This window comes from Polaribacter sp. Hel_I_88 (assembly GCF_000687935.1).
Lineage (GTDB): Bacteria > Bacteroidota > Bacteroidia > Flavobacteriales > Flavobacteriaceae > Polaribacter.
The window spans coordinates 3,514,667-3,535,967 of the sequence record NZ_JHZZ01000001.1; the positions used below are offsets into that span (position 1 = coordinate 3,514,667).

The 21,301-nt window shown below is 29.4% G+C and carries 23 protein-coding genes; 10 read left to right on the forward strand and 13 right to left on the reverse strand.

Annotation, left to right across the window (positions count from 1 at the left end; translation table 11 throughout):
• Window positions 1-12: 12 nt before the first annotated feature.
• The gene (locus P161_RS0115690) at window positions 13-303 is read right to left on the reverse strand and encodes a hypothetical protein (protein WP_026777846.1); all 291 of its coding nucleotides are present in this window, start codon (window positions 301-303) and stop codon (window positions 13-15) included.
• Window positions 304-449: 146 nt separating this feature from the next.
• Between P161_RS0115690 and P161_RS0115695 the strand changes: the two genes are divergently transcribed.
• Together P161_RS0115695 and P161_RS0115700 are read left to right on the forward strand one after the other, a co-directional pair.
• Window positions 450-2,153, forward strand: a complete 1,704-nt coding sequence (locus P161_RS0115695) for a M23 family metallopeptidase (RefSeq protein WP_026777847.1) — start codon at window positions 450-452, stop codon at window positions 2,151-2,153.
• A 5-nt stretch (window positions 2,154-2,158) separates the two neighbouring features.
• Window positions 2,159-4,606, forward strand: a complete 2,448-nt coding sequence (locus P161_RS0115700) for a TonB-dependent receptor (protein WP_026777848.1) — start codon at window positions 2,159-2,161, stop codon at window positions 4,604-4,606.
• Between the two features lies 1 nt (window position 4,607).
• On the opposite strand, the gene P161_RS0115705 is transcribed toward P161_RS0115700, so the two are convergent.
• The 5 genes from P161_RS0115705 to P161_RS0115725 form a co-directional block, all read right to left on the reverse strand.
• Entirely contained in the window at window positions 4,608-5,639 is a 1,032-nt protein-coding gene (locus P161_RS0115705; protein ID WP_026777849.1) for an AI-2E family transporter, read from the reverse strand.
• Window positions 5,640-5,744: 105 nt separating this feature from the next.
• Complete coding sequence (locus tag P161_RS0115710) at window positions 5,745-6,104, reverse strand: cupin domain-containing protein (protein ID WP_026777850.1); 360 nt, start codon at window positions 6,102-6,104, stop codon at window positions 5,745-5,747.
• Between the two features lie 4 nt (window positions 6,105-6,108).
• Window positions 6,109-6,498 (reverse strand): hypothetical protein, encoded by a 390-nt coding sequence (locus P161_RS0115715; protein ID WP_026777851.1) that lies wholly within the window; start codon window positions 6,496-6,498, stop codon window positions 6,109-6,111.
• A gap of 8 nt (window positions 6,499-6,506) precedes the next feature.
• On the reverse strand, window positions 6,507-7,064 hold the full coding sequence (locus P161_RS0115720) for a hypothetical protein (RefSeq protein ID WP_026777852.1): 558 nt from the start codon (window positions 7,062-7,064) through the stop codon (window positions 6,507-6,509).
• A 47-nt stretch (window positions 7,065-7,111) separates the two neighbouring features.
• Window positions 7,112-8,671 (reverse strand): helicase HerA-like domain-containing protein, encoded by a 1,560-nt coding sequence (locus P161_RS0115725; protein WP_026777853.1) that lies wholly within the window; start codon window positions 8,669-8,671, stop codon window positions 7,112-7,114.
• Between the two features lie 165 nt (window positions 8,672-8,836).
• Between P161_RS0115725 and P161_RS18795 the strand changes: the two genes are divergently transcribed.
• The gene (locus P161_RS18795; protein ID WP_051605779.1) at window positions 8,837-9,967 is read left to right on the forward strand and encodes a BspA family leucine-rich repeat surface protein; all 1,131 of its coding nucleotides are present in this window, start codon (window positions 8,837-8,839) and stop codon (window positions 9,965-9,967) included.
• 60 nt (window positions 9,968-10,027) lie between these two features.
• Here P161_RS18795 and P161_RS0115735 read toward each other — a convergent pair whose 3' ends face one another.
• From P161_RS0115735 to P161_RS0115765, 7 genes are all read right to left on the reverse strand, one after another.
• Window positions 10,028-10,783: a LytTR family DNA-binding domain-containing protein gene (locus P161_RS0115735; RefSeq protein WP_026777854.1), complete on the reverse strand. Its 756-nt coding sequence runs from the start codon at window positions 10,781-10,783 to the stop codon at window positions 10,028-10,030.
• 243 nt (window positions 10,784-11,026) lie between these two features.
• Window positions 11,027-11,338: a 2TM domain-containing protein gene (locus P161_RS0115740; RefSeq protein WP_036841593.1), complete on the reverse strand. Its 312-nt coding sequence runs from the start codon at window positions 11,336-11,338 to the stop codon at window positions 11,027-11,029.
• Window positions 11,325-11,678 carry a 2TM domain-containing protein gene (locus tag P161_RS0115745; RefSeq protein WP_026777856.1) on the reverse strand — a complete coding sequence of 118 codons (354 nt, stop codon included), beginning with the start codon at window positions 11,676-11,678 and terminating at the stop codon, window positions 11,325-11,327. The genes P161_RS0115740 and P161_RS0115745 overlap by 14 nt, the downstream gene beginning before the upstream one ends.
• Window positions 11,679-11,682: 4 nt before the next feature.
• Entirely contained in the window at window positions 11,683-11,970 is a 288-nt protein-coding gene (locus tag P161_RS0115750) for a 2TM domain-containing protein (protein WP_026777857.1), read from the reverse strand.
• Between the two features lies 1 nt (window position 11,971).
• Window positions 11,972-12,295, reverse strand: a complete 324-nt coding sequence (locus P161_RS0115755) for a 2TM domain-containing protein (protein ID WP_026777858.1) — start codon at window positions 12,293-12,295, stop codon at window positions 11,972-11,974.
• Entirely contained in the window at window positions 12,295-13,656 is a 1,362-nt protein-coding gene (locus P161_RS0115760; protein ID WP_026777859.1) for a 2TM domain-containing protein, read from the reverse strand. Before P161_RS0115760 ends, P161_RS0115755 begins: the two co-directional genes overlap by 1 nt.
• A gap of 18 nt (window positions 13,657-13,674) precedes the next feature.
• Window positions 13,675-14,088 carry a DUF2141 domain-containing protein gene (locus P161_RS0115765; RefSeq protein WP_026777860.1) on the reverse strand — a complete coding sequence of 138 codons (414 nt, stop codon included), beginning with the start codon at window positions 14,086-14,088 and terminating at the stop codon, window positions 13,675-13,677.
• A gap of 474 nt (window positions 14,089-14,562) precedes the next feature.
• Here P161_RS0115765 and P161_RS0115770 point away from each other — a divergent pair, with 474 nt between their 5' ends.
• The 7 genes from P161_RS0115770 to argB all read left to right on the forward strand — a co-directional run bounded on the left by P161_RS0115770 (window position 14,563) and on the right by argB (window position 21,300).
• Window positions 14,563-15,180, forward strand: coding sequence for a GNAT family N-acetyltransferase (locus P161_RS0115770; RefSeq protein ID WP_026777861.1), 618 nt, complete (start codon window positions 14,563-14,565; stop codon window positions 15,178-15,180).
• Window positions 15,177-16,355 (forward strand): argininosuccinate synthase, encoded by a 1,179-nt coding sequence (locus P161_RS0115775; RefSeq protein ID WP_026777862.1) that lies wholly within the window; start codon window positions 15,177-15,179, stop codon window positions 16,353-16,355. Before P161_RS0115770 ends, P161_RS0115775 begins: the two co-directional genes overlap by 4 nt.
• A 69-nt stretch (window positions 16,356-16,424) precedes the next feature.
• Window positions 16,425-17,405: an N-acetyl-gamma-glutamyl-phosphate reductase gene (gene argC, locus P161_RS0115780; protein ID WP_026777863.1), complete on the forward strand. Its 981-nt coding sequence runs from the start codon at window positions 16,425-16,427 to the stop codon at window positions 17,403-17,405.
• 128 nt (window positions 17,406-17,533) lie between these two features.
• Window positions 17,534-18,325: a pyrroline-5-carboxylate reductase gene (proC, locus tag P161_RS0115785; protein WP_026777864.1), complete on the forward strand. Its 792-nt coding sequence runs from the start codon at window positions 17,534-17,536 to the stop codon at window positions 18,323-18,325.
• Between the two features lie 4 nt (window positions 18,326-18,329).
• On the forward strand, window positions 18,330-19,460 hold the full coding sequence (locus P161_RS0115790; RefSeq protein ID WP_026777865.1) for an aspartate aminotransferase family protein: 1,131 nt from the start codon (window positions 18,330-18,332) through the stop codon (window positions 19,458-19,460).
• Window positions 19,461-19,502: 42 nt separating this feature from the next.
• Window positions 19,503-20,441: an acetylornithine carbamoyltransferase gene (locus P161_RS0115795; RefSeq protein ID WP_026777866.1), complete on the forward strand. Its 939-nt coding sequence runs from the start codon at window positions 19,503-19,505 to the stop codon at window positions 20,439-20,441.
• 82 nt (window positions 20,442-20,523) lie between these two features.
• Window positions 20,524-21,300, forward strand: a complete 777-nt coding sequence (argB, locus tag P161_RS0115800) for an acetylglutamate kinase (RefSeq protein ID WP_026777867.1) — start codon at window positions 20,524-20,526, stop codon at window positions 21,298-21,300.
• The last annotated feature ends 1 nt before the right edge of the window (window position 21,301 follow it).

Here is a 21,301-nt window from a genome sequence, read left to right on the forward strand (position 1 = left end):
ATTTAAAGAACTTTATTCTTGTAACTGAACAATACACTTATCAATTTCTTTGATTAATGAATTTATTTTCAGCTTTGTATCTTTTGTATTTGAACTACTGCCTTCAATAGTTTTCGCTATTTTAAGCAAATCAAACTCCTTTTTTTGAGTTTTTAACACTTGCTCTTTTTCTAAAAGTTGCTGTTGTAATACTTGGTTGTTGTGAAGCAAAATTGTGTTTTCTTTTTTTAAAAACTCATAATTAGAAAGCAAGTTTTGCAACGTTTTTTCTAATAAATGAATTGCTTCTAGTGTATTACTCATTTTACTTTTTAGCATAAACTATCTCTACAAAGTTAGCATTCTGTTTTAAATTTTACAACATTTTATTGCTTTTTTAATAATTCATTGATCGTGAACACATTACAATAAAAATGATTTTTACTATTTTTACCCAAAATTTGCATCCTTTGAAACATTTAATAATACTCGTATTTTTAGCAATTTCTTCTATTAATTTTTCACAAGAAAAATATCCTCAAGATTATTTTAGAGATCCTTTAGATGTGCCTATATTTTTGTCTGGTTCCTTTGGTGAATTGCGAAGCAACCATTTTCATGCTGGTTTAGATATCAAAACCCAAGGCAAAGAAGGTTTAAAAGTTTATGCAGCTGCAGAAGGCTATGTATCAAGAATAAAAGTGCAGCAATTTGGATATGGAAAAGCAATTTATATTACGCATCCAAATGGTTTTACAACTGTTTATGGACATTTAAGCAAGTTTAATGATGAAATTGATGCACATGTTAGAAGTGTTCAATATGAAAAAGAGAATTATGATACTGGCAATCTTTTTTTTAAGAAAGATGAATTCCCAGTAAAAAAAGGAGATGTTATTGCCTTTTCTGGTGATACAGGTGGTTCAGGTGGCCCTCATTTACATTTTGAAATTAGAAATACTATTACCGAAAATATAATAAATCCTTTGCTATTTGGCATCAAAGTAAAAGATACAAGAACACCCACATTTCAAGGTTTAAAAGTATATGCTCTGAATACAGATGCTCGAATAAATCAACAAAATAAAAGCTTTCAAATACCGATAAAAAAAATTAGCGAAGGCAATTATACAGCAGATAGAATATCTGCAAGTGGCCTTATTGGTTTTAGTGTAAGTGCTTTTGATCAATTTAATGGTGTGCCTAATAAAAACGGAATTTATAGTTTAGAAATGCTAGTAAATGGCAAACGTGTATATTATCATGATGTAGAAATATTTTCGTTTGCACAAAGTAAATTTTTGAATTTACATATTGATTATGAGCATTATAAAAATTACAAAAAACGATATCAAAAAACACACAAAGTAACTTCAAACAAATTATCTATCTATAAAGATTTGATAAATAATGGTAAAATTGACATTCAAAATAACATGAATTACGCAATAGAAATTATTGCAAAAGATTTTGAAGGCAACACTAGTTCTCTAAAATTTTCTGTAGTTGGAAAAGAAAGTAATGCGCTCTTTTCTGAAATTAAAGACACTACAAACTATAAAATAATAGCTAAGAAGTTTCATAAATTTAGTCAAGAAAATGTAACCATTGCATTTCCTAAAAACACGTTTTATGAAGATGTATATTTAGATTTTACAGTTGATGAAAAAATAGCTAAAATCCATACACCAACGATTCCCCTTGATAAAAATTTTACACTTACTTTTAACGTTTCAGAATATTCTGAAGAGGAAAAAGAACAACTTTATATTGCAAATTTAGAGAATCCAAGATATCCTAGATATCAATATACTAGAAAAAAAGACAGCACTTTTTACACTACATCTAAAACTTTAGGTGATTACACTTTATTAACTGATAATGAAAAACCTAAAATAAATATTTTGTATTTTAAATATGAGCAATGGATATCAAACCTAGAAACCATACAAGTAAAAATAAGTGATATTGGTTCTGGCATTAAAGATTGGAAAGCCACTATAAATGATGAATGGATTTTAATGCAATACAATCATAAAAAAGGAATATTAACTTATAATTTTAGTGATAAAAAATTGGTTGGTAGCAAACATATCTTTAATCTTGTAGTATCAGATAATGTTGGGAATACGAATACGATTTCTACAACGTTCTTTAAGAAACAAATAAACTAATTTTTGTGAAAAAAATACTTTTCTTACTTCTACTCCTTCCTAATTTTTTAGCGGCTCAAAAAACAACCATCTTAAAAGGTACTGTAAAAAACAGCCAAAAAGAAGGTATAGAAGAAGTTTCTATAAAATTTGGAAACACAGGAACTGCCACAGATATCGATGGTAACTACTCTATAAGAATTCCTTTAAATCAAGAAATAACAATTGTTTTTAGCCATGTTTCTTACAAAACACTTACCAAAAAAATAACGGCAACCAATAGAACAGTAATTCGCTTCTCACCTACTTTACTTCTCAAAACAGAAAAATTAGATGAAATTATTGTAAAAGATAGTAGAAAAGAAGCATCAGGCCTTATAAGTATCGATATAAAAAAAGCACAAAATATTGTAGGGCCAAATGCTGGTGTAGAAAATGTTTTAATGACATTGCCAGGTGTAAATAATAATAACGGTTTAAGTACACAATACAATGTTAGAGGTGGTAATTTTGATGAAAACCTAGTTTATGTAAATGGAATTGAAGTTTACAGACCTTTTTTAATACGATCTGGTCAGCAAGAAGGTTTGAGTTTTATCAACACAAATATGGTACGAAATATCGATTTTTCTGCTGGAGGTTTTCAAGCAAAATATGGTGATAAATTATCATCAGTTTTAGATATTACGTATAGAAAACCAACAGAAACAGCAACTACTGTAGATGCAAGCTTATTAGGCGCAAGTGTAACTTTTGAAGGGAATTTTTTAAATGATAAATTAAGTACAATTACTGGGGTTCGTTATAGAGACAATAGTTTGTTTGTAAATAGTAAACAAATAGAAACCAATTTTAGACCAAGATTTACAGATGTGCAAACCTATTTGTCTTATCAATTTTCAGAAAAATTTGAATTAAATTTTCTAGGAAATTTTTCCTTAAACAATTATAATTATCAACCTATCTCTAGAAGAACACGTTTTGGAACGGTTGCAAATCCTTTAGAATTAATTGTTTTTTATACTGGTGAAGAGCAAAACAATTACTTAACACTTTTTGGAGCTTTGTCTGCGGATTATGAAGTGAATGAAAATTTCACTTTAACGACAACAGCGTCAAGATACAACACACAAGAAGAAGAACATTTTGACATTGCTGCACAATATAATTTAGGAGAAGTTGATGCCAATATTGGTTCAGAAAATTTTGGAGAAGTTGAGTTTTCTCAAGGAATTGGATCGCAATTAAATCATGCACGTAATGATTTAGATGCTTTAATTACCAATGTGCAAATTAGAGGAACCATTAAACAAGAAGATATTCAGTGGAATTTTGGCGTAAAATATCAAAAGGAAGATATAAAAGACAGAATTAGAGAATGGGAAGTAATTGATTCTTTAGGTTTTGCTATTAGACCTCCTTTTAGTCCATCAAACAATCAACCTTATGAACCTTTTGAAGGCGCAATAACACCTTTTCAATCGATAAGAAAAGATAATAATGTTGCTATCAATAGAGTTTCTGGTTTTGTGCAATTTAACAAACGTTCAGTTTGGAACGATCACGATATTTGGTACAATGTGGGTGTGAGAGCTCATAATTGGTCTGTAACAGGAAATGGAATTACTTCAAAAAATCAATTGATATTTAGTCCAAGAGGGCAATTTGCCATCAAACCAAATTGGGAAAAAGACATGTTATTTCGCATTTCTGGTGGTTTTTACTCACAACCACCTTCTTACAGAGAATTAAGAGATTTTGATGGAAATGTAAATGTAGATGTAAAAGCTCAAAAATCGATTCATTTTGTATCTGGAATGGATTATAGCTTCACAATGTGGGAAAGACCTTTTAAATTAACTACTGAGGTGTATTACAAAGATTTATCGGATGTAAATTCTTATACAATTGATAATGTTAGAATTCGTTACAGAGCAGACAATGTTACAGAAGCTTTTGCTTATGGTTTAGATTTACGCTTAAATGGCGAGTTTGTTCCTGGAAGTGAAAGTTGGGTAAGTATTGGGTATTTAAAAACCGAAGAAAACATCAATAATAGAGGTTATATTGCAAGACCTTCTGATCAGCGAATAAAGTTCGGAATTCTATTTCAAGATTATGTGCCAAATTTACCAGATTTAAAAGCTTATTTAAATTTAGTGTATAATTCTGGAGTACCTGGAGGTGCACCTGCATATTCAGATCCTTATAATTTTCAAAATCGTTTAAGAGATTATAGACGAGCAGATTTAGGTGTTTCTTATATCTTTGTGGATGCTAACAAACAATTTTCTTCTGGTTGGTTATCTCAGTTTAAAGAACTTTCAGCAGGTTTAGAATTATTTAATATGTTTGATATTCAGAACGCAATTACCAACACTTGGGTTAGAGATGTGTATTCTAAAACACAGTTTGGAATCCCAAATTTTATGACAGGTAGAGTTTTAAATTTTAAGGTAGCTATGAAGTTTTAGTTTATAAAACTTTATGATCCTCAAACATAACTCCGAACTCTTTTTTGTAAATACGAACTACAACCAAAAACAAACTGATTAAAAGAGGTCCAAAAATCAACCCAATAAAACCAAATAAAGGCACACCAACAATAACTCCTATTAAAGTTATTAAAGGGTGAACATTATCTAACTTTTTCAATACATACAGTCTAATTATATTATCTGTAGAACCTACAACAGCAATTCCGTAGATCAAAATTCCCCAAGCAGAAAAAGCATCTCCATTAGACAATGTTAAAATAAAGACTGGTAAAATACCAATAAAAGTACCTATAAATGGAATCATGGAACCTACTGTAACAATAATAAACCAGAAAAATGGATCTTCTACATTGAAAATCAAAAAACCTATCAATGCAATAACACCTTGTGCAATTGCTACTAAAGGAATACCAATTGCATTAGAACGAACTATGGCTTGTGATTCTTGACCAATTATTTTTAAATTTTTTTCGCTAATAGGAATGTATTCATACAATGACTCTTTTAATTGTTTCCTGTTGGTTAGCATATAATAAAGCATAAAATACATCAATCCAATACCAATAAATATATTAAAAGTACTTCCTGCAAAATTTTCTAAATTATTTGCGATCCAAGTAGAAATTTCTTCAACATTGATTCTAGAACTTAAGTCGTATCCAAATTTGTTCTCAAAATCGCTCATGTGCCCTTTTAAAGCTTTCGCAACTTCTTTAGAGTTATCTACAGCCTCTCCTATTTTATTACCCAACATTATTATAATTCCTGTAACAGGTAATAAAATGCAGACAAAAGAAATCAGCATTAAAAATAAAGCAGCTAAATCTGGATTCCATTTTTTCTTAACCAAAAAAACCATGGGCTTTCTTAATAAAACATAAATAGTAATGGCTCCTAAAACTCCTGATAAATAAGGTAATAATTCAGTAAAAATTAAAATAGCAAAAATTACAATTAAAAGTAAAACAAATACTTGTCTTATTGTTTTTGGCGGAATTACATTTTTCATTATTTCAATTATTTTGATGCAATATATTATGAAATCATTTTAAAAAATAATACTATCAAATTTATTATTAATACAATCCCTAAAGCTAAAAAAAAACTTACTAAACTATTCTCTGTTTACTAAATCTATAGAAAAAGCAGGGGTACACACAGCAATATATTCGCATTCCTCATCAAAAGGATTTGAATATTGAACACGTGTATTTTTTTCTATTTTAATAGATTGACCAGCCTCTAATACAACTATTTCCTCTTCAATTATAAATTGCTTTTTACCTTTAATAATATAAGTATACTCATCAAATTGAGGTGTTTGAAAAGGCTCTTTCCATTTTGGAGGGGCAACCATATGTGCAATACTAATTCCTGATTGCTGGTTTGTAGCATTTCCAAAATGTTCTTCAATTAATTTGCCATCAGTGGTTGGTACTACAAATGGTGCTTTTTGAATTGTATATTTTTTCATAATTTTAAGTACAAATTGTTAAGTAAACATTGGTAACATCTACTTCTACTTTTGAAAAACTATCATAACTTCTTTCAACAAAATAAAAAGTATCTGCTGTGTTTACATCTAAATTTAATAAAAGTTCTTTTGATAGATTTGCTAATTTTTTATTCGATTTATTTTTTGAAGCAATTGCTAATCTTAAGGTATTTAAGTGCGATTTATCGTTTAAAAGGCAACCAATAATCCCAATATTTTCTGGCTCTACAGCAACACATTCCAGAAGTATTTCTCTTTCTTTTTCTGTTATTTTAAGATCATTATCCAAATAATATTGAAAGATAATCCTTCTTTCAAACTCAGAATTTGGATGCAAAACTGTTTCTTTATGAACTAATATTGATTTGTCCAAAAACCTTTTTAATTAAACCAAATCACAAAAGATTTTATTTTAGCCAAATCTGGTATTTGCTCTAAAGATACTTTTTGAGTTCTAAAATCTCTTAACCCTAATTCATCCTTATCAATTGTCATAGTTGCATTTAATTCATCTAAAAACAATGTTACAGATTGTAAAGTAGATTCTGGCCTTAAACTATTAACAGCATTTATTTCTGAAAAATTAGATTTTAAATTGATGCCAGCATTTGTTTTATAGCGATCGTCATGGATTTCAATACTTTTAATAGTTGATGTAGAATCTAACTGTTCTTTTGGTACAATGGTTAGCAAGTGCTTCCCTCCTTTTTCGTAAATCAAATATTTATCATCATCTTGAAAATAATTATCACCTAGAGCACCTTCGCTTAATTGGGTTACAATGGAATCATTTTCAAAAATTCCACCTATTTCTTTTACTGTAGTTTTTGTGGTAATTAAACCTACTCTTCCTTTTTCAATTTTAAATTGATCATTATTTGAACAACTTATTATTAAAAGTGATGCTATAATTAGCGATAGGAAACTTCTTTTTATCATGCTTATTTAATTTTTATAAAATATAAAACGTTCGTTTTTAAATTTTGTTATTTCATTACTTTTCTTAAAATACCAAAAGCAGCTCTTATAAAAGTTGCACTTGTTAATACTTTAACAATCGGATTCATTCTTGTGCTTGCTCTTCTTGTACTTCTTGAACTTGTTCTTCTTTCTTTTTCTCTTTCTCTTGCTATTTTTTCTCGTTCTTTTTCATCTTCTGCATCTTTAATAGCTTTTTGCTCTGCTAAATTAACCTTTTCAATTTTACTATTTAGCATTTCGTAAGCACTTTCTCTATCAATATTTTGATTGTATTTTGCTGCTAACCTTGAGTTGTTAATTACCGTGTTTAATTCTTGCTCTGTTAAAATATCCATTCTACTCATTGGCGCTCTTAACATAGTTCTTGCTAAAGGTGTTGGAATTCCTTTTTCGTTTAAAACCGATACAAATGCCTCTCCAATTCCTAATTGCGTTAACACTTCTTTGGTATCATAATATGCTGATATTGGATAATTTTCTGCTGCCAATTTAATAGCTTTTCTATCTTTTGCAGTAAAAGCTCTTAAAGCATGTTGCACTTTTAAACCTAATTGTGCTAAAATATCTTCTGGCACATCTTTAGGATTTTGAGTAACAAAATACAACCCAATTCCTTTGGAACGAATCAATTTTACAATACTTTCTATTTGACTTAACAAAGCTTTTGAGGCTTCTTCAAAAACCAAATGTGCTTCATCTATAAAGATGATTAATTCTGGTCTTCCAGAATCTCCTTGTTCAGGAAACGTTTCATAAACCTCTGCCAATAATTGTAACATAAATGTTGAAAACAATTTTGGCTTGTCTTGAATATCAGTTAAGCGTAAAACAGAAATTATTCCTCTTCCATTTTCATCGATTCTTGTTAAATCTTCTACCTCAAAAGATTTTTCTCCAAAAAATAAATCTCCTCCTTGTTGTTCTATTTCTACAATTTTACGCAAAATTGCACCTGTTGATGAAGATGAAATTCGACCATATTCTGCCTGAATTTCTTCCTTCCCTTCATTCGTTACAAATTGTAAAACTTTTTTAAAATCTTTAATATCTAAAAGCGGATATTGGTTATCATCACAATATTTAAAAATGATAGCTAAAATACCTGATTGTGTCTCTGTTAAATCTAAAATTCTTGACAATAAAACTGGACCAAATTCAGAGACTGTGGCACGCATTTTAACCCCTTTTTGTTCAGAGATTGATAAAACTTCTATTGGAAAACTTTTAGCTTCGAAAGGAAAACCAATTTTTGCATGGCGTTCATCTATTTTTGCATGTCCAGGACTTGCTTTTGCCAAACCAGACAAATCTCCTTTAATATCCATTAACAAGACAGGAATTCCTTTTTCTGATAAATTTTCGGCTAAAACTTGTAGTGTTTTTGTTTTTCCAGTTCCTGTTGCTCCAGCAATTAAACCATGTCTGTTTAAAGTTTTAAGAGGTACTTTAACAATAGCATCTGTAATGGTTTCCTCACCCAACATGGCTGCACCTAATTCTATAAAATCGCCTTTGGTTTTGTAACCGTCGTTTATATATTCAAAAAACTCCTCTTTTTGACTCATTAATTTAAATTTTGATAAAAATAATCAAAGTTTAAGAAGTGAGAAATTATTTTAGACTTTTGTTTTTATTCAAAAAAGTATTAAAACCATAATTTCTAATCAATTCAAATAATAGTTTTCTTTCTTTGTAAAATATTCTAAATTTATACACTTATTCTAAAAGCGATGAAAACATCAAAATATATTTATTTTTTCGTGCTATTTACTCTTTTTGCGTGCGCTGGTACTGAAATTGAGGAGGAAACAGCAACAGATTTAGATAAAGATATTATTTATTTAGATGACAATGGCGTTACTATTAAGGCAAGTAGCAGATCTAAAATAGGAGATATTAAAGAAATAAATGGCATTACTTATACTGTTGTAGATTTAGATTCTTTAAAAAAATTAATTCAGATAAATGCAGATCTTTCTAAAGTTGTAGTTTCTAAAATTACAAACATGAGTTTACTTTTTCAATACAAAGCAGATTTTAATCAAAATCTTAGTAATTGGGATGTTAGCAATGTTACTAGTATGGATAACATGTTTAGAGCTACAAGTTTTAATTCTGATATTAGTTTTTGGGACGTTAGCAAAGTAACAAATATGAATGCGATGTTTAGAGACACTCCTTTTAACCAAGATATTAGTACCTGGAATGTTAGCAATGTTACTTTTATGGGAGAACTTTTTAGAAACACACCTTTTAATAACGATATAAGTAGCTGGAATGTAAGTAATGTACAAAATATGGGTGGCATGTTTAGAGGCACTCCTTTTAACCAAGATATTTCTAATTGGGACGTAAGTAACGTTACCAAAATGCCAGAAATGTTTAGAGACTCAGATTTTAATCAAAGTATTAATAGTTGGGAAGTAGATAATGTAGACAATATGGGTGGTTTGTTTCGAGACTCAGATTTTAATCAACCTCTTAACTCATGGAACATGAGCAATGTTTTAACGATGGCTGCCATGTTTAAAAACTCTTCATTTAACCAAAATGTGGAAAATTGGAATGTGAGTAAAGTTAAGGACATGACAGATGTTTTTCAAGATTGCGTTTCTTTTAACCAAAATATTAGTAATTGGGACATATCACAAGTTACATTTATTGATGGTATGATTGATAGAACTGCTATTTCTCCTGAAAATTATGACGCTATTTTATTACAATGGTCTTCTTTAAACTTAAATAAAGATCTTAATTTTGGAGCTAGAGAAGTAACCTATTGTAATGAAGAATCTTCCAGACAAAAAATAACAACTAATTTTAATTGGATAATTTCTGATGGTGGTTTAGATTGTAATTAATTACTAAATTAATAAGCTAAAATGTCTTTTTTAAGGAAATACCAATAAAAAATGATTTTCTCAGTCAATCCAGTTTTTAAAATCTTTAACACGTTCTCTGCTCACAATAATTTCTTGTTCGTTGTAAGAATGTAAAATTAATTTTAAACGCGAATTAGAATACGCTATAATATCTTTTATGGCATTTATCTGCACAATAAAAGTTCTATTGACTCTAAAAAAATGTTCTGGATCTAATTGTTCTTGCCAATATTCAAGAGAATTATCTAACAAGTGATTTCGGTTTTCTTGTGTATGAATGAAGGTTGATTTATTTTCACTATAAAAACATTCCACTTCATCAATATTGATAATTTTAATATGCTGACCAACTTTAATCGTTAAACGTTTTTTGAATTTTCTATCAACAGGATTTATTAATAATTTTCTAATATCATCTAAATTTACTTGAACATTAGATTGTTTTGGGTAGTTGGCTTTGAACTTGTTTACAGCAACTTCTAACTCATCATCATCTAAAGGTTTTAGCAAATAATCGATGCTATTAAGTTTGAAGGCTTTTAGAGCATATTCATCATAAGCTGTAGTAAAAATAATGGCAGATTTTACCTCAATTTCTTCAAAAATCTCAAAAGACAAACCATCAGAAAGCTGAATATCTAAAAAAATTAAATCTGGATGTTCGTTATTTTGCAACCAATTTAAAGATTCTTCAACAGAATGCAACATTTGCTGCACATCAATTTCTAAAGCTGCTAACATTCTGTGTAGTCTTCTTGCTGCTGGTTTTTCGTCTTCTATAATTAGTACTTTCATTTTTAAACGGTGGTTAGTGGTTAGTGGTTAGTGGTTAGTGGTTAGTGGTTAGTGGTTAGTGGTTAGTGGTTAGTGGTTAGTGGTTAGTGGTTAGTGGTTAGTGGTTAGTGGTTAGTGAAGTTAAAAAACTTAAAACAAAATAGTTAACTAAGAGTTATTTTTTTTAAATTTAAAAAGTACTCTTTTATCTTTTATCTTTTCTCTTTTTTCTATTTTTTCTCACTCAACTATTTTTCAACCAATTTACTCATTCATAAATTCCTTAATCTTTTTTTCTTCCCAATTTTTGGTAAACCTATTTGTAAATCCAAAAGTATTTATGGCATCAGCAACCAAAAATATTCCCCAAATAAACCAAATAGGAATATGTGTAAAACCATCATCGTTAAAATGATTACTGATTACAAAATCTCCAAAAATTTTAAATGAAAATTTCCAAACAAAAGCCAAAAACAAATTTACTAGAATATAAGCTACAACATGTTTATAGAATTCTTTTAGGTCTTTAACTCTTTTCTTGGCTTTTAGTAAACTTTTATCCTTAGAATTTTTCATGATTTTTAAAATTTATTTTTCGTTGATCTTCTTTCTCTAACAGCTCTTTAATTTTCTTTTCTTCCCAGTCTTTCCCTAAACCTAAAGATTTAAAACCGAAAACGCCCATGAAATGAAAAAACAATCCTATTCCCCAAAAAAGGATTGTGGAGTATACTCCAAAATTAGTGATAGCATCATAAAAGCTATAACCACTTTGCATTAAACCGAAAATAATAATTCCGCTTAAAAAAATATTTACTAAAACATATACAATCAAATGAATATAAAAACCTTTTATAGCTTTTACCCTCTTTTTAGCCTTCATATAACTGTGTTCTTGTGCATAATTCGATTCCATATTTTTACTTTTGTTCGTTAATAAATTCTTTAATTTTTTTCTCTTCCCATTTTTTTCCGAAACCTAATAAATTAAACCCGAAAATTTTAAGCCAGTGCATAAAAAGTCCTGTTCCCCAACCAACAAGAGAAAACCAAAACCAATGAAAATGAGGTTCGTATGTTAGGTTGATAAAAATAAGTACAGAAATTACCACACAATAAATGGCTAAATGTGTATAAAATCCTTTTACTTGTTTTACTCTTTTTTGAGCTTTTAAATAGCGTTCGTCTTTTTTTAGTGTTGGTCTCATCTTATTTTCTAATATCTTGTTGATTCATATATTCCTTTATCTTTCTTTGTTCCCAATTATTATTAAAAAGCAATCCTAATCCAAAAACATTAATAGCTCTAAAAACAATTCCTATTCCCCAGAAAATCCAAATTATATAATTACCAATGTTATAAAAAGAATCCTTAAAAGTGTCTCCATCATTCATATCACCTACTATAAAAATGCTTGTTAAAAAGGTATTTACAATAATGTATATTGCCAAATGTTTATAAAATTTGCTAATTTTTTCAACCCTTTTTTTAACTAAAACATACTTTTGCTCTTTTGTGAATTGCGTTTCCATTATCGTAATCTTTTTTGTTTATTTTCTTCCTCCATCAACTCATTAATTTTTCTTTCCTCCCAATTTTTGCCAAGAAATACACTGTAGTTATTTACTTCTAAAAAGTGGAATGTTAAACCTAATCCCCAACCAAATAATGGAAACCAGAACCAATAAAAACCAGGAGAATAATTTAAATTGATAAAAATTAAAAAAGGAATTACTATACAGTAAGTAGCTAAATTCTGGTAAAATTCTTTTAATTTTTCTACCTTTTCTACTGCTTTTACATACTTGTTGTTTTCTAAATTGTCTGAATACATACTATCGTTCATTTTATATAAGAGAGGCAAGCTCACCTTAAAAGTTTTGTTATTATTTTCTATTTTCACTCCTTTTTGAGTGATAAGCCCATATCTATCAGCAATGTTCTGCAAACCTACTTTGGTACTTTTGCCAATCGCTTCTTTTGGGTTAATGTTGTTTTCAATGATTAAATAATTATCCTCCTGATAAATTTTAATTGTTAATGGTTTAGAAGGCGAAACCACATTGTGTTTTACTGCATTTTCTAGTAATAATTGTAAAGAAAGTGGTACAATTTTTAAATTACTGTCTTTTATTTCTTCAGGAATATGAAACTGAACAGCATCCTCAAAACGCATTCCTAATAACTGCATATAGGTTTTAGCAAATTTAAGCTCTTCTGAAACTGGCACTAAATCTTTATTTCTCTGCTCTAAAACATATCTGTAAACTTTAGATAGTTTTGTGGTAAATTTTTCTGCTTGCGCAGGATTTTCGCCAATTAAACTTGTTAATACATTTAAGCTGTTAAACAAAAAATGCGGATCTAACTGATTTTTTAAAGACTCGAACTTGGCTGTTTCTGTTTTTGCTACAATTTCTTGTTTTGTACTTTCTTGTTTTACAGAGTTTTTCCACTCAATCATAAAATCTCTTGCATGTAAAAAAGCAGATACCCCAAAAGAAAGGATGATGTAAAAAATGTGTTGCCAAAGAAAACTACCTGAAAAAAAACGTTCTGAATTATTCCCTGAAATAATGATAAAATTCACATAATTTATTAGTAAAACAATAGGTACTGTATATATTATTGTGCTAATTATACCAGCCCAAACTCTAGCATTGGTTTGCTCTACCCAATCCCATTTTATACTTAAAAAGTCATTTATAATACCTTGAGCAAAACCCAATCCAAAAGAATACATAGCAGAAATTAAAATACAATAACTTATTGCTTTTATAGAAAAGTCTTGATTTATTAATGTAAAGAATAATGCAAATATTAAAGTTATTTTAAGGCTTACAATAAAACTTTCTTTGTAATTACTTTTTGATATTCTGCTATTAGAACTCATATTCTATATAATGTTTTACTAAAATTTAATATCTAAAGATACATTTTTATCAGCAACTACAAACTTTGCTTTTTCAAAATTTGGTGGCCCTAAAGTCATGTCGTTGTTAGATGCTCCATAATCTTCTAAAGGCATTCCATTTGTTGCAAAGTCCATTTTATCATTGTTATTTTTATCATGGTAACATACAATTGCATATTCACCTGCTGGAACATCTTTAAAAATTACTGTACTTTTTCCATCTATAATTTCTGCGTTTTGAGCCTGTAAAGGTATTTTTTGAAATGTGGTTTTATTATACAAAGCAAAACCAACTTTACCAGAATCTGATGTTACATTTACAACAGTTGCTGTTATTGTTTTGTTTTGAGCTGTTATTGATGTTGAAATAAATAAAGCTGCTGCTACTAAAAGTGTTACTAAAAATTTCATAATATTAAGTTTTAATGATTAATTATGATACAAAGATGCAACTGAAGTCTAGTTTTTAAAAGTAAAGAATACCCAACTGTGTTTTTTTTAGGCTGAATTGTAAAAATTTAAATCTTTTGGTGAAATCAAATTCTATAAATTGAATAATTCTTAATAAACATAGGTCTAAAAAAAGGAATATTTTTGAAACTAGATGAATTACTTAAATAATCATAAAAATTTTAAAAAAAACTTCGATAATTACTAATTTTTAAAAAAAATAAATACATTTGTTTTTCAAAAAAGATATAAAGTTGTTTAAAACAAATTTCATAAATGCATTATCTGTTTCTACTTTAACAAGTAAAAATTTTATTTTGCGTCGCTTTTTTTCTCCTCGCCCTTTGGGTGTATAATCTCTTTGGAATTAGGTGCGTCCAATTCTTCATTTAAGTACATATCAACAAAACATTTTTCAACTTAAAATACAATACAATGAAAATTGTAATTGCAAATACAACACATATAAAATACGCAGAAATCATCTGTGAAACTATTGCTGAAGCTGCGCTTGTTAGAGGTACAGGAATTGCCAAAAGAAAACCTGAATATATTGCAACAAAAATGGAAAATAACAATGCTGTTATTGCTTTAGATGGCGATAAATTTGCAGGTTTTTGTTATATAGAAAAATGGGGACATGGAAAATTCGTTGCCAATTCAGGTTTAATTGTGCATCCTGATTATAGAAATATTGGATTGGCAAAAAGTATTAAAGAAGTAATTTTTAAACACTCCAGAACCAAATTCCCAGATGCAAAAGTATTTAGTATCACAACTGGTTTGGCTGTTATGAAACTAAATAGCGATTTAGGCTATAAACCAGTAACATTTTCTGAACTTACAGACGATCAAACCTTTTGGGATGGTTGCCAAACATGTAGAAACTATGACATTTTAACTAGAACTAATAGAAAAATGTGTTTATGCACAGGCATGTTATATGATCCTAACAATAATAATAAATCAGCTTCTAAAGAAGTAAAAGAAAGTGTTTTTAAAAGATTAAAAAATATGAAACAGAATTTGTTTCTAAAACATGAAAAGAAATGAAAAAATTAGTTATTGCTTACAGTGGTGGTTTAGACACATCTTACTGTGCTGTAAGTTTATCAAAAGAGTATGATGTACACGCAGTAAGTGTAAATACTGGTGGTTTTACATCCGAAGAAATAAAAAACATAGAAAGTAATGCTTATAAAATGGGCGTTTCTACCTATAAAAATATTGATGCAGTTGCTACTTTTTATACTAAAGTTGTAAAGTATTTAATTTTTGGGAATGTTTTAAAAAACAATTCTTATCCACTTTCTGTAAGTGCAGAAAGAATTATTCAAGCCATCGAAATTATTGAATACGCTAAAAGTATTGATGCCGAATATATTGCGCATGGAAGTACTGGAGCAGGAAATGATCAAGTTCGTTTTGATATGATTTTCCAAACATTGGCACCAAATATCAAAATAATTACGCCAATTAGAGATCAAAAGTTAACAAGACAAGAAGAAATAGATTATTTAAAAGCGGAAGGGATTGATATGCCTTGGGAAAAATCTAAATATTCTGTGAATAAAGGTTTGTGGGGCACAAGTGTTGGTGGTGTTGAAACCCTAACGTCAGAAGATGCTTTACCAGAAACTGCTTATCCATCTCAACTAGAAAAAGAATATCCTGTTAAAGTAAAGTTGACGTTCAAAAAAGGGGAATTGGTTAAATTTAATGGAAAGAAAAACAAACCAGAAGTAAACATCGAAAAGCTAAACGAAATTGCATCAAAATATGCCATTGGTAGAGATATTCATGTTGGTGATACTATTGTTGGTACAAAAGGTAGAGTTGGTTTTGAAGCTGCAGCTGCTTTAATTACTATAAAAGCGCATCATTTGTTAGAAAAACACACGTTAACAAAATGGCAATTGCAACATAAAGAATATTTGTCTAGTTTTTACGGAATGCATTTACATGAAGGCCAATATTTAGATCCTGTTATGAGAGATATTGAATCGTTTTTACAAAATTCTCAAAATATGGTATCTGGTGATGTTGTTGTAACACTAAAACCCTATCATTTTTCTTTGGATGGAATTGTGTCTAAACACGATTTAATGTCGAGCGCATTTAGTACGTATGGTGAAGAAAACAAAGCTTGGACAGCAGATGATGCCAAAGGTTTTATCAAGATTTTAGGAAATCAGAATAAAATATATCAACAGGTAAATAAAAAATAAGCTTAACTGTTGAATTGTTTAATTGTGTAACTGAACAATTAAACGATTAAACGATTACACAATAAAACAATGAATTTAGAAGTAGGAATTATTGGTGGAGCAGGTTATACAGCAGGAGAATTAATTCGTTTGCTATTACATCACCCTGAAACAACTATCAATTTTGTGTATAGTACTTCTAATGCTGGCAACAAATTGTATAAAGTGCATCAAGATTTAATTGGATCTACAGAAATTAGTTTTGCTGATACAATAAATACCAATGTTGATGTTCTCTTTTTATGTTTAGGTCATGGAAATTCTACAAAATTCTTAAAAGAAAATAGTTTTTCTTCGGATACAAAAATTATCGATTTAAGTAACGATTTTAGATTAAATGCTGATAAAGTTTTAGACGAAAAAGAATTTGTATATGGATTGCCAGAATTACAAAAGGATAAAATAAAATCAGCACAATATATTGCAAATCCTGGTTGTTTTGCAACAGCGTTACAATTAGCCATTTTGCCTTTGGCTGCAAATAGTTTACTGAAAAATGATGTTCACATCAATGCTGTAACTGGAGCAACTGGAGCAGGAACTTCTTTATCTGAAACCACTCATTTTACATACAGAGATAATAATTTTTCTCATTATAAAGCATTTACACATCAACATTTAGGTGAAATAAATCAAACTGTACACCAATTGCAAAATGATTTTAATTCAGAAATTAACTTTATGCCAAATAGGGGTAACTTCTCGAGAGGAATTTTTGCAACTACCTACACAAAATTTAAAGGTTCTTTAAGTGATGCAAAAAAAATGTATCAAGACTTTTACAAAGATGCTGCTTTTACGTTTGTTTCTGATGATGAAATTCACATGAAACAAGTTGTAAATACAAATAAATGCATCATTCATTTAGCAAAACACGATAACAAATTATTAATTACAAGTGTTATCGATAATTTATTAAAAGGAGCTTCAGGACAAGCAATTCAAAACATGAATTTAATGTACAATTTTAAAGAATCTTTAGGATTGAATTTAAAAGCAAATTATTTTTAACAAGGGGTTTAAACCCCTTGTTATTAGATAGGTAATAATTAAAACACCTAAAAGGTCAAAAAAAAGACTTGCAGGATATAACATAACAATAAGAATCACTTTCCTTTGGAAAGGTTAGGATAGAAATTATGAAAGTAGCAATTATAGGCGCAGGAAGTTTAGGACAATCCATTGCAAAAGGTTTAGTAAAAAACAAAGTTGTAAGTTCTTTATATTTAACAAAAAGAAATCCTAATACTATTGTTGGTTTCGAAAATTATAATGAGGTAATTTTAACATCAGATAATAAAGAAGCGATTAAAAACTCAGATATTTTAATATTTGCTGTGCAACCAAGACATTTAAAAATCATCTTAGAAGATTCCAAAGATTTATTGCAAAAAGAACAATTGATTATTTCTGTAATTACAGGTTTTTCAATTGATAAAATTGAAGCAATTGTTGGATCTGACAAATATATAATTCGATCAATGCCAAATACAGCAGCTTCTGTTGGGCAATCTATGACATGTCTTTCTCCAAATGAAAAAGGAAAAGAAAAAGTAGCAATTGCAAAAACTATTTTTAACAGTTTAGGAACTTCTATGCAAATTCCTGAAGAGCAATTACAAGCTGCAACTGTTATTTGTGCAAGTGGAATCGCTTTTTGGATGCGTTTGATAAGAGCCACAACCCAAGGTGCAATTCAGTTAGGTTTTGAGGCACATGAAGCACACGAATTGGCAATGCAAACCTGTTTTGGAGCAGCAAGTTTGTTAAAAGAATCTGGCAATCATCCAGAAGCAGAAATTGATAGAGTTACAACTCCTGGGGGTTGCACCATAGAAGGTTTAAACGAGATGGAACATCGAGGTTTAAGTTCGTCTTTAATAAAAGGAATCAATGCTTCTTTCGAGAAAATAAATCAAATTAAAAATTAATATTATGCCACTATTTAATGTTTATCCATTATACAATGTTACTCCAGTTTCAGCTAAAGGAGCTTATGTGTATGATGAAAACAACACAGAATATTTAGATTTATATGGAGGTCATGCAGTAATTTCTATTGGTCATGCACATCCTAAATATGTGGAGGCAATTACCAATCAAGTTTCAACTTTAGGTTTTTATTCTAATGCTGTTCAGAATCCTTTGCAGGTTGCATTAGCCAATAAATTAGAAACGCTTTCTGGTTGTAAAGATTATGAATTATTTTTATGTAATTCTGGTGCAGAAGCAAACGAAAATGCTTTAAAATTAGCGTCGTTTCAAACTGATAAATCAAGAGTTATTGCGTTTAAAAATGGTTTCCATGGACGAACTTCTGCTGCTGTTGCTGCAACTGATAATAAAACCATCATTGCACCAATAAATGCACAACAAAAAGTAACCATTCTAGATTTAAATGATTTAGAAGCTGTAAAAACCGAACTTGAAAAAGGAGATGTCTGTGCTGTTATTGTTGAATTTATTCAGGGTGTTGGAGGTTTAGACCAAGCAACTGCTAACTTTTTTGAACAAGTTGATCTTCTCTGTAAAGAAAACAACACGCTTTTTATTGCAGATGAAGTTCAGTCTGGTTATGGACGTTCAGGAAAATTTTTCGCTTTTCAGCATTATAATGTAACTCCAGATATTATTTCGATTGCAAAAGGAATGGGAAATGGTTTTCCTATTGGTGGAATTTTAATTCACCCAAACATAAAAGCAAAATACGGAATGTTAGGGACTACCTTTGGTGGAAATCATTTGGCTTGTGCTGCTGGTTTGGCTGTTTTAAATGTTATTGAAGAAGAATTTTTGATGGATAACGTACAAGTTATTTCTGAATATTTTATCAAAATTGCAGAAACTATTCCGCAAATAAAACAGATAAAAGGAAAAGGCTTAATGATTGGATTAGAATTTGACTTTGAAGTAAGCGAACTACGAAAAAAACTAATTTACGACCATCATATTTTTACTGGTGGAGCATCCAATAAAAAAGTATTACGAATATTACCTCCTTTAAATATTAATAAAGGACATATCAATCAGTTTTTTGAAGCTTTGGTGGAAGCTTTAGATTCATAAATATAGCTATCAAAACAACTCCAAACTCTGGAAAATTAAAATATGAAAAATTACACCTCCATAAACGATATAGATAACATCAACACCTGGATTAAAGAAGCTAGAGAAATCAAAGCAAATCCATTGGCTAATATTGACTTAGGAAAAAATAAAACGTTAGGATTATTATTTTTTAATTCTAGTTTGCGAACGCGTTTAAGTACGCAAAAAGCAGCTTTAAATTTAGGCATGAATCCTATTGTAATGAATGTTTCTGGTGATGCTTGGGGAATTGAATTTGGAGATGGAACTATCATGAATGGCAATACAGCAGAACATATAAAAGAGGCTGCAGCTGTAGTTTCTCAATATTGTGAAGTGATTGCAGTAAGAGCTTTCCCAAGTTTAACAAACAAAGATTTGGATGAATCAGAACATGTTTTAAAATCGTTTGTAAAATTTGCTTCTGTACCAATTATAAGTATGGAAAGTGCCACTGGCCATCCTTTGCAAGGTTTTACAGATGCAATTACCATTGCAGAAAATTCGACGAAAAAAAGACCAAAAGTAGTGTTGAGTTGGGCTCCACATATTAAAGCTTTACCACATGCAGTTGCCAATAGCTTTACACAAGCCATGCAAAAAATGGATGTTGATTTTTTAATTACAAACCCTGAAGGTTATAACTTAAATAAAGAGATAACAAAAGATACACCAATTATTCACAATCAAGAAGAGGCTCTTAAAGATGCCGATTTTGTGTATACAAAAAACTGGAGTTCTTACGAATCTTATGGAGAAATTTTAGAGGTTGATAACAATTGGATGATTACAAAAGAGAAATTAGGAAATGCTAAATTCATGCATTGTTTGCCTGTTAGAAGAAATGTAATTGTAGAAGATGCTGTGTTAGATTCTGAATCTTCTTTGGTGATTGAACAATCAAACAACAGAACTTTTGCAGCGCAATTGGTTTTGAAAAAGATATTAGAAAATCTGTAAGATTTTTTAATGCTGAACATGATTCAGCATCTCATTAAATAAGAAACAACTCAAAAAAGATACTGAAACAAGTTCAGCACTTATGGAAAAATTATCAATCATAAAAATTGGTGGAAATATTATTGAAGATGAAACTTCATTAAACTTATTTCTGAACCTATTTTCTAAAGTAGAGGGAAAGAAAATTTTAGTTCATGGAGGAGGAAAACGTGCAACGCAAGTTTCAGCCAAATTAGGTATTGAGTCTAAATTAATAAATGGTAGACGAATTACTGACAAAGAAACCTTAGAAGTAATTACGATGGTTTATGGAGGTTTGGTCAACAAAAATATCGTGGCTAAATTACAAGCTCTAAATGTTGATGCCATTGGTTTAACTGGTGCAGATATAAATGCAATTCAATCAGAAAAAAGACCTGTAACAACTATTGATTTTGGTTTTGTAGGTGATGTAAAAAAAGTGAATTCTAATGCAATTGATAAACTAATAAAAGCCGATTTTACCCCTATTTTCTGTGCAATTACTCATGATAAAAACGGACAATTATTAAATACAAATGCAGATACCATTGCAAGTACAATTGCAGTTGGAATGAGTACAATTTATGAAACCTCTATTTATTATTGTTTTGAGTTAAATGGGGTTTTAAATAATTTTAATGATAAAGATTCTGTTGTAAAACACATCAATTCAGAGACGTATAAATCATTATTAAAAGACAAAATTATTACAGATGGAATGATTCCTAAAATAGACAATTGTTTTGATGCTTTACATAATGGCGTTAAAAAAGTTTATATAGGAAACACAGCTATGTTAACAAAAGAAAACGAAAATTTCACCACAATTACCTTATAAA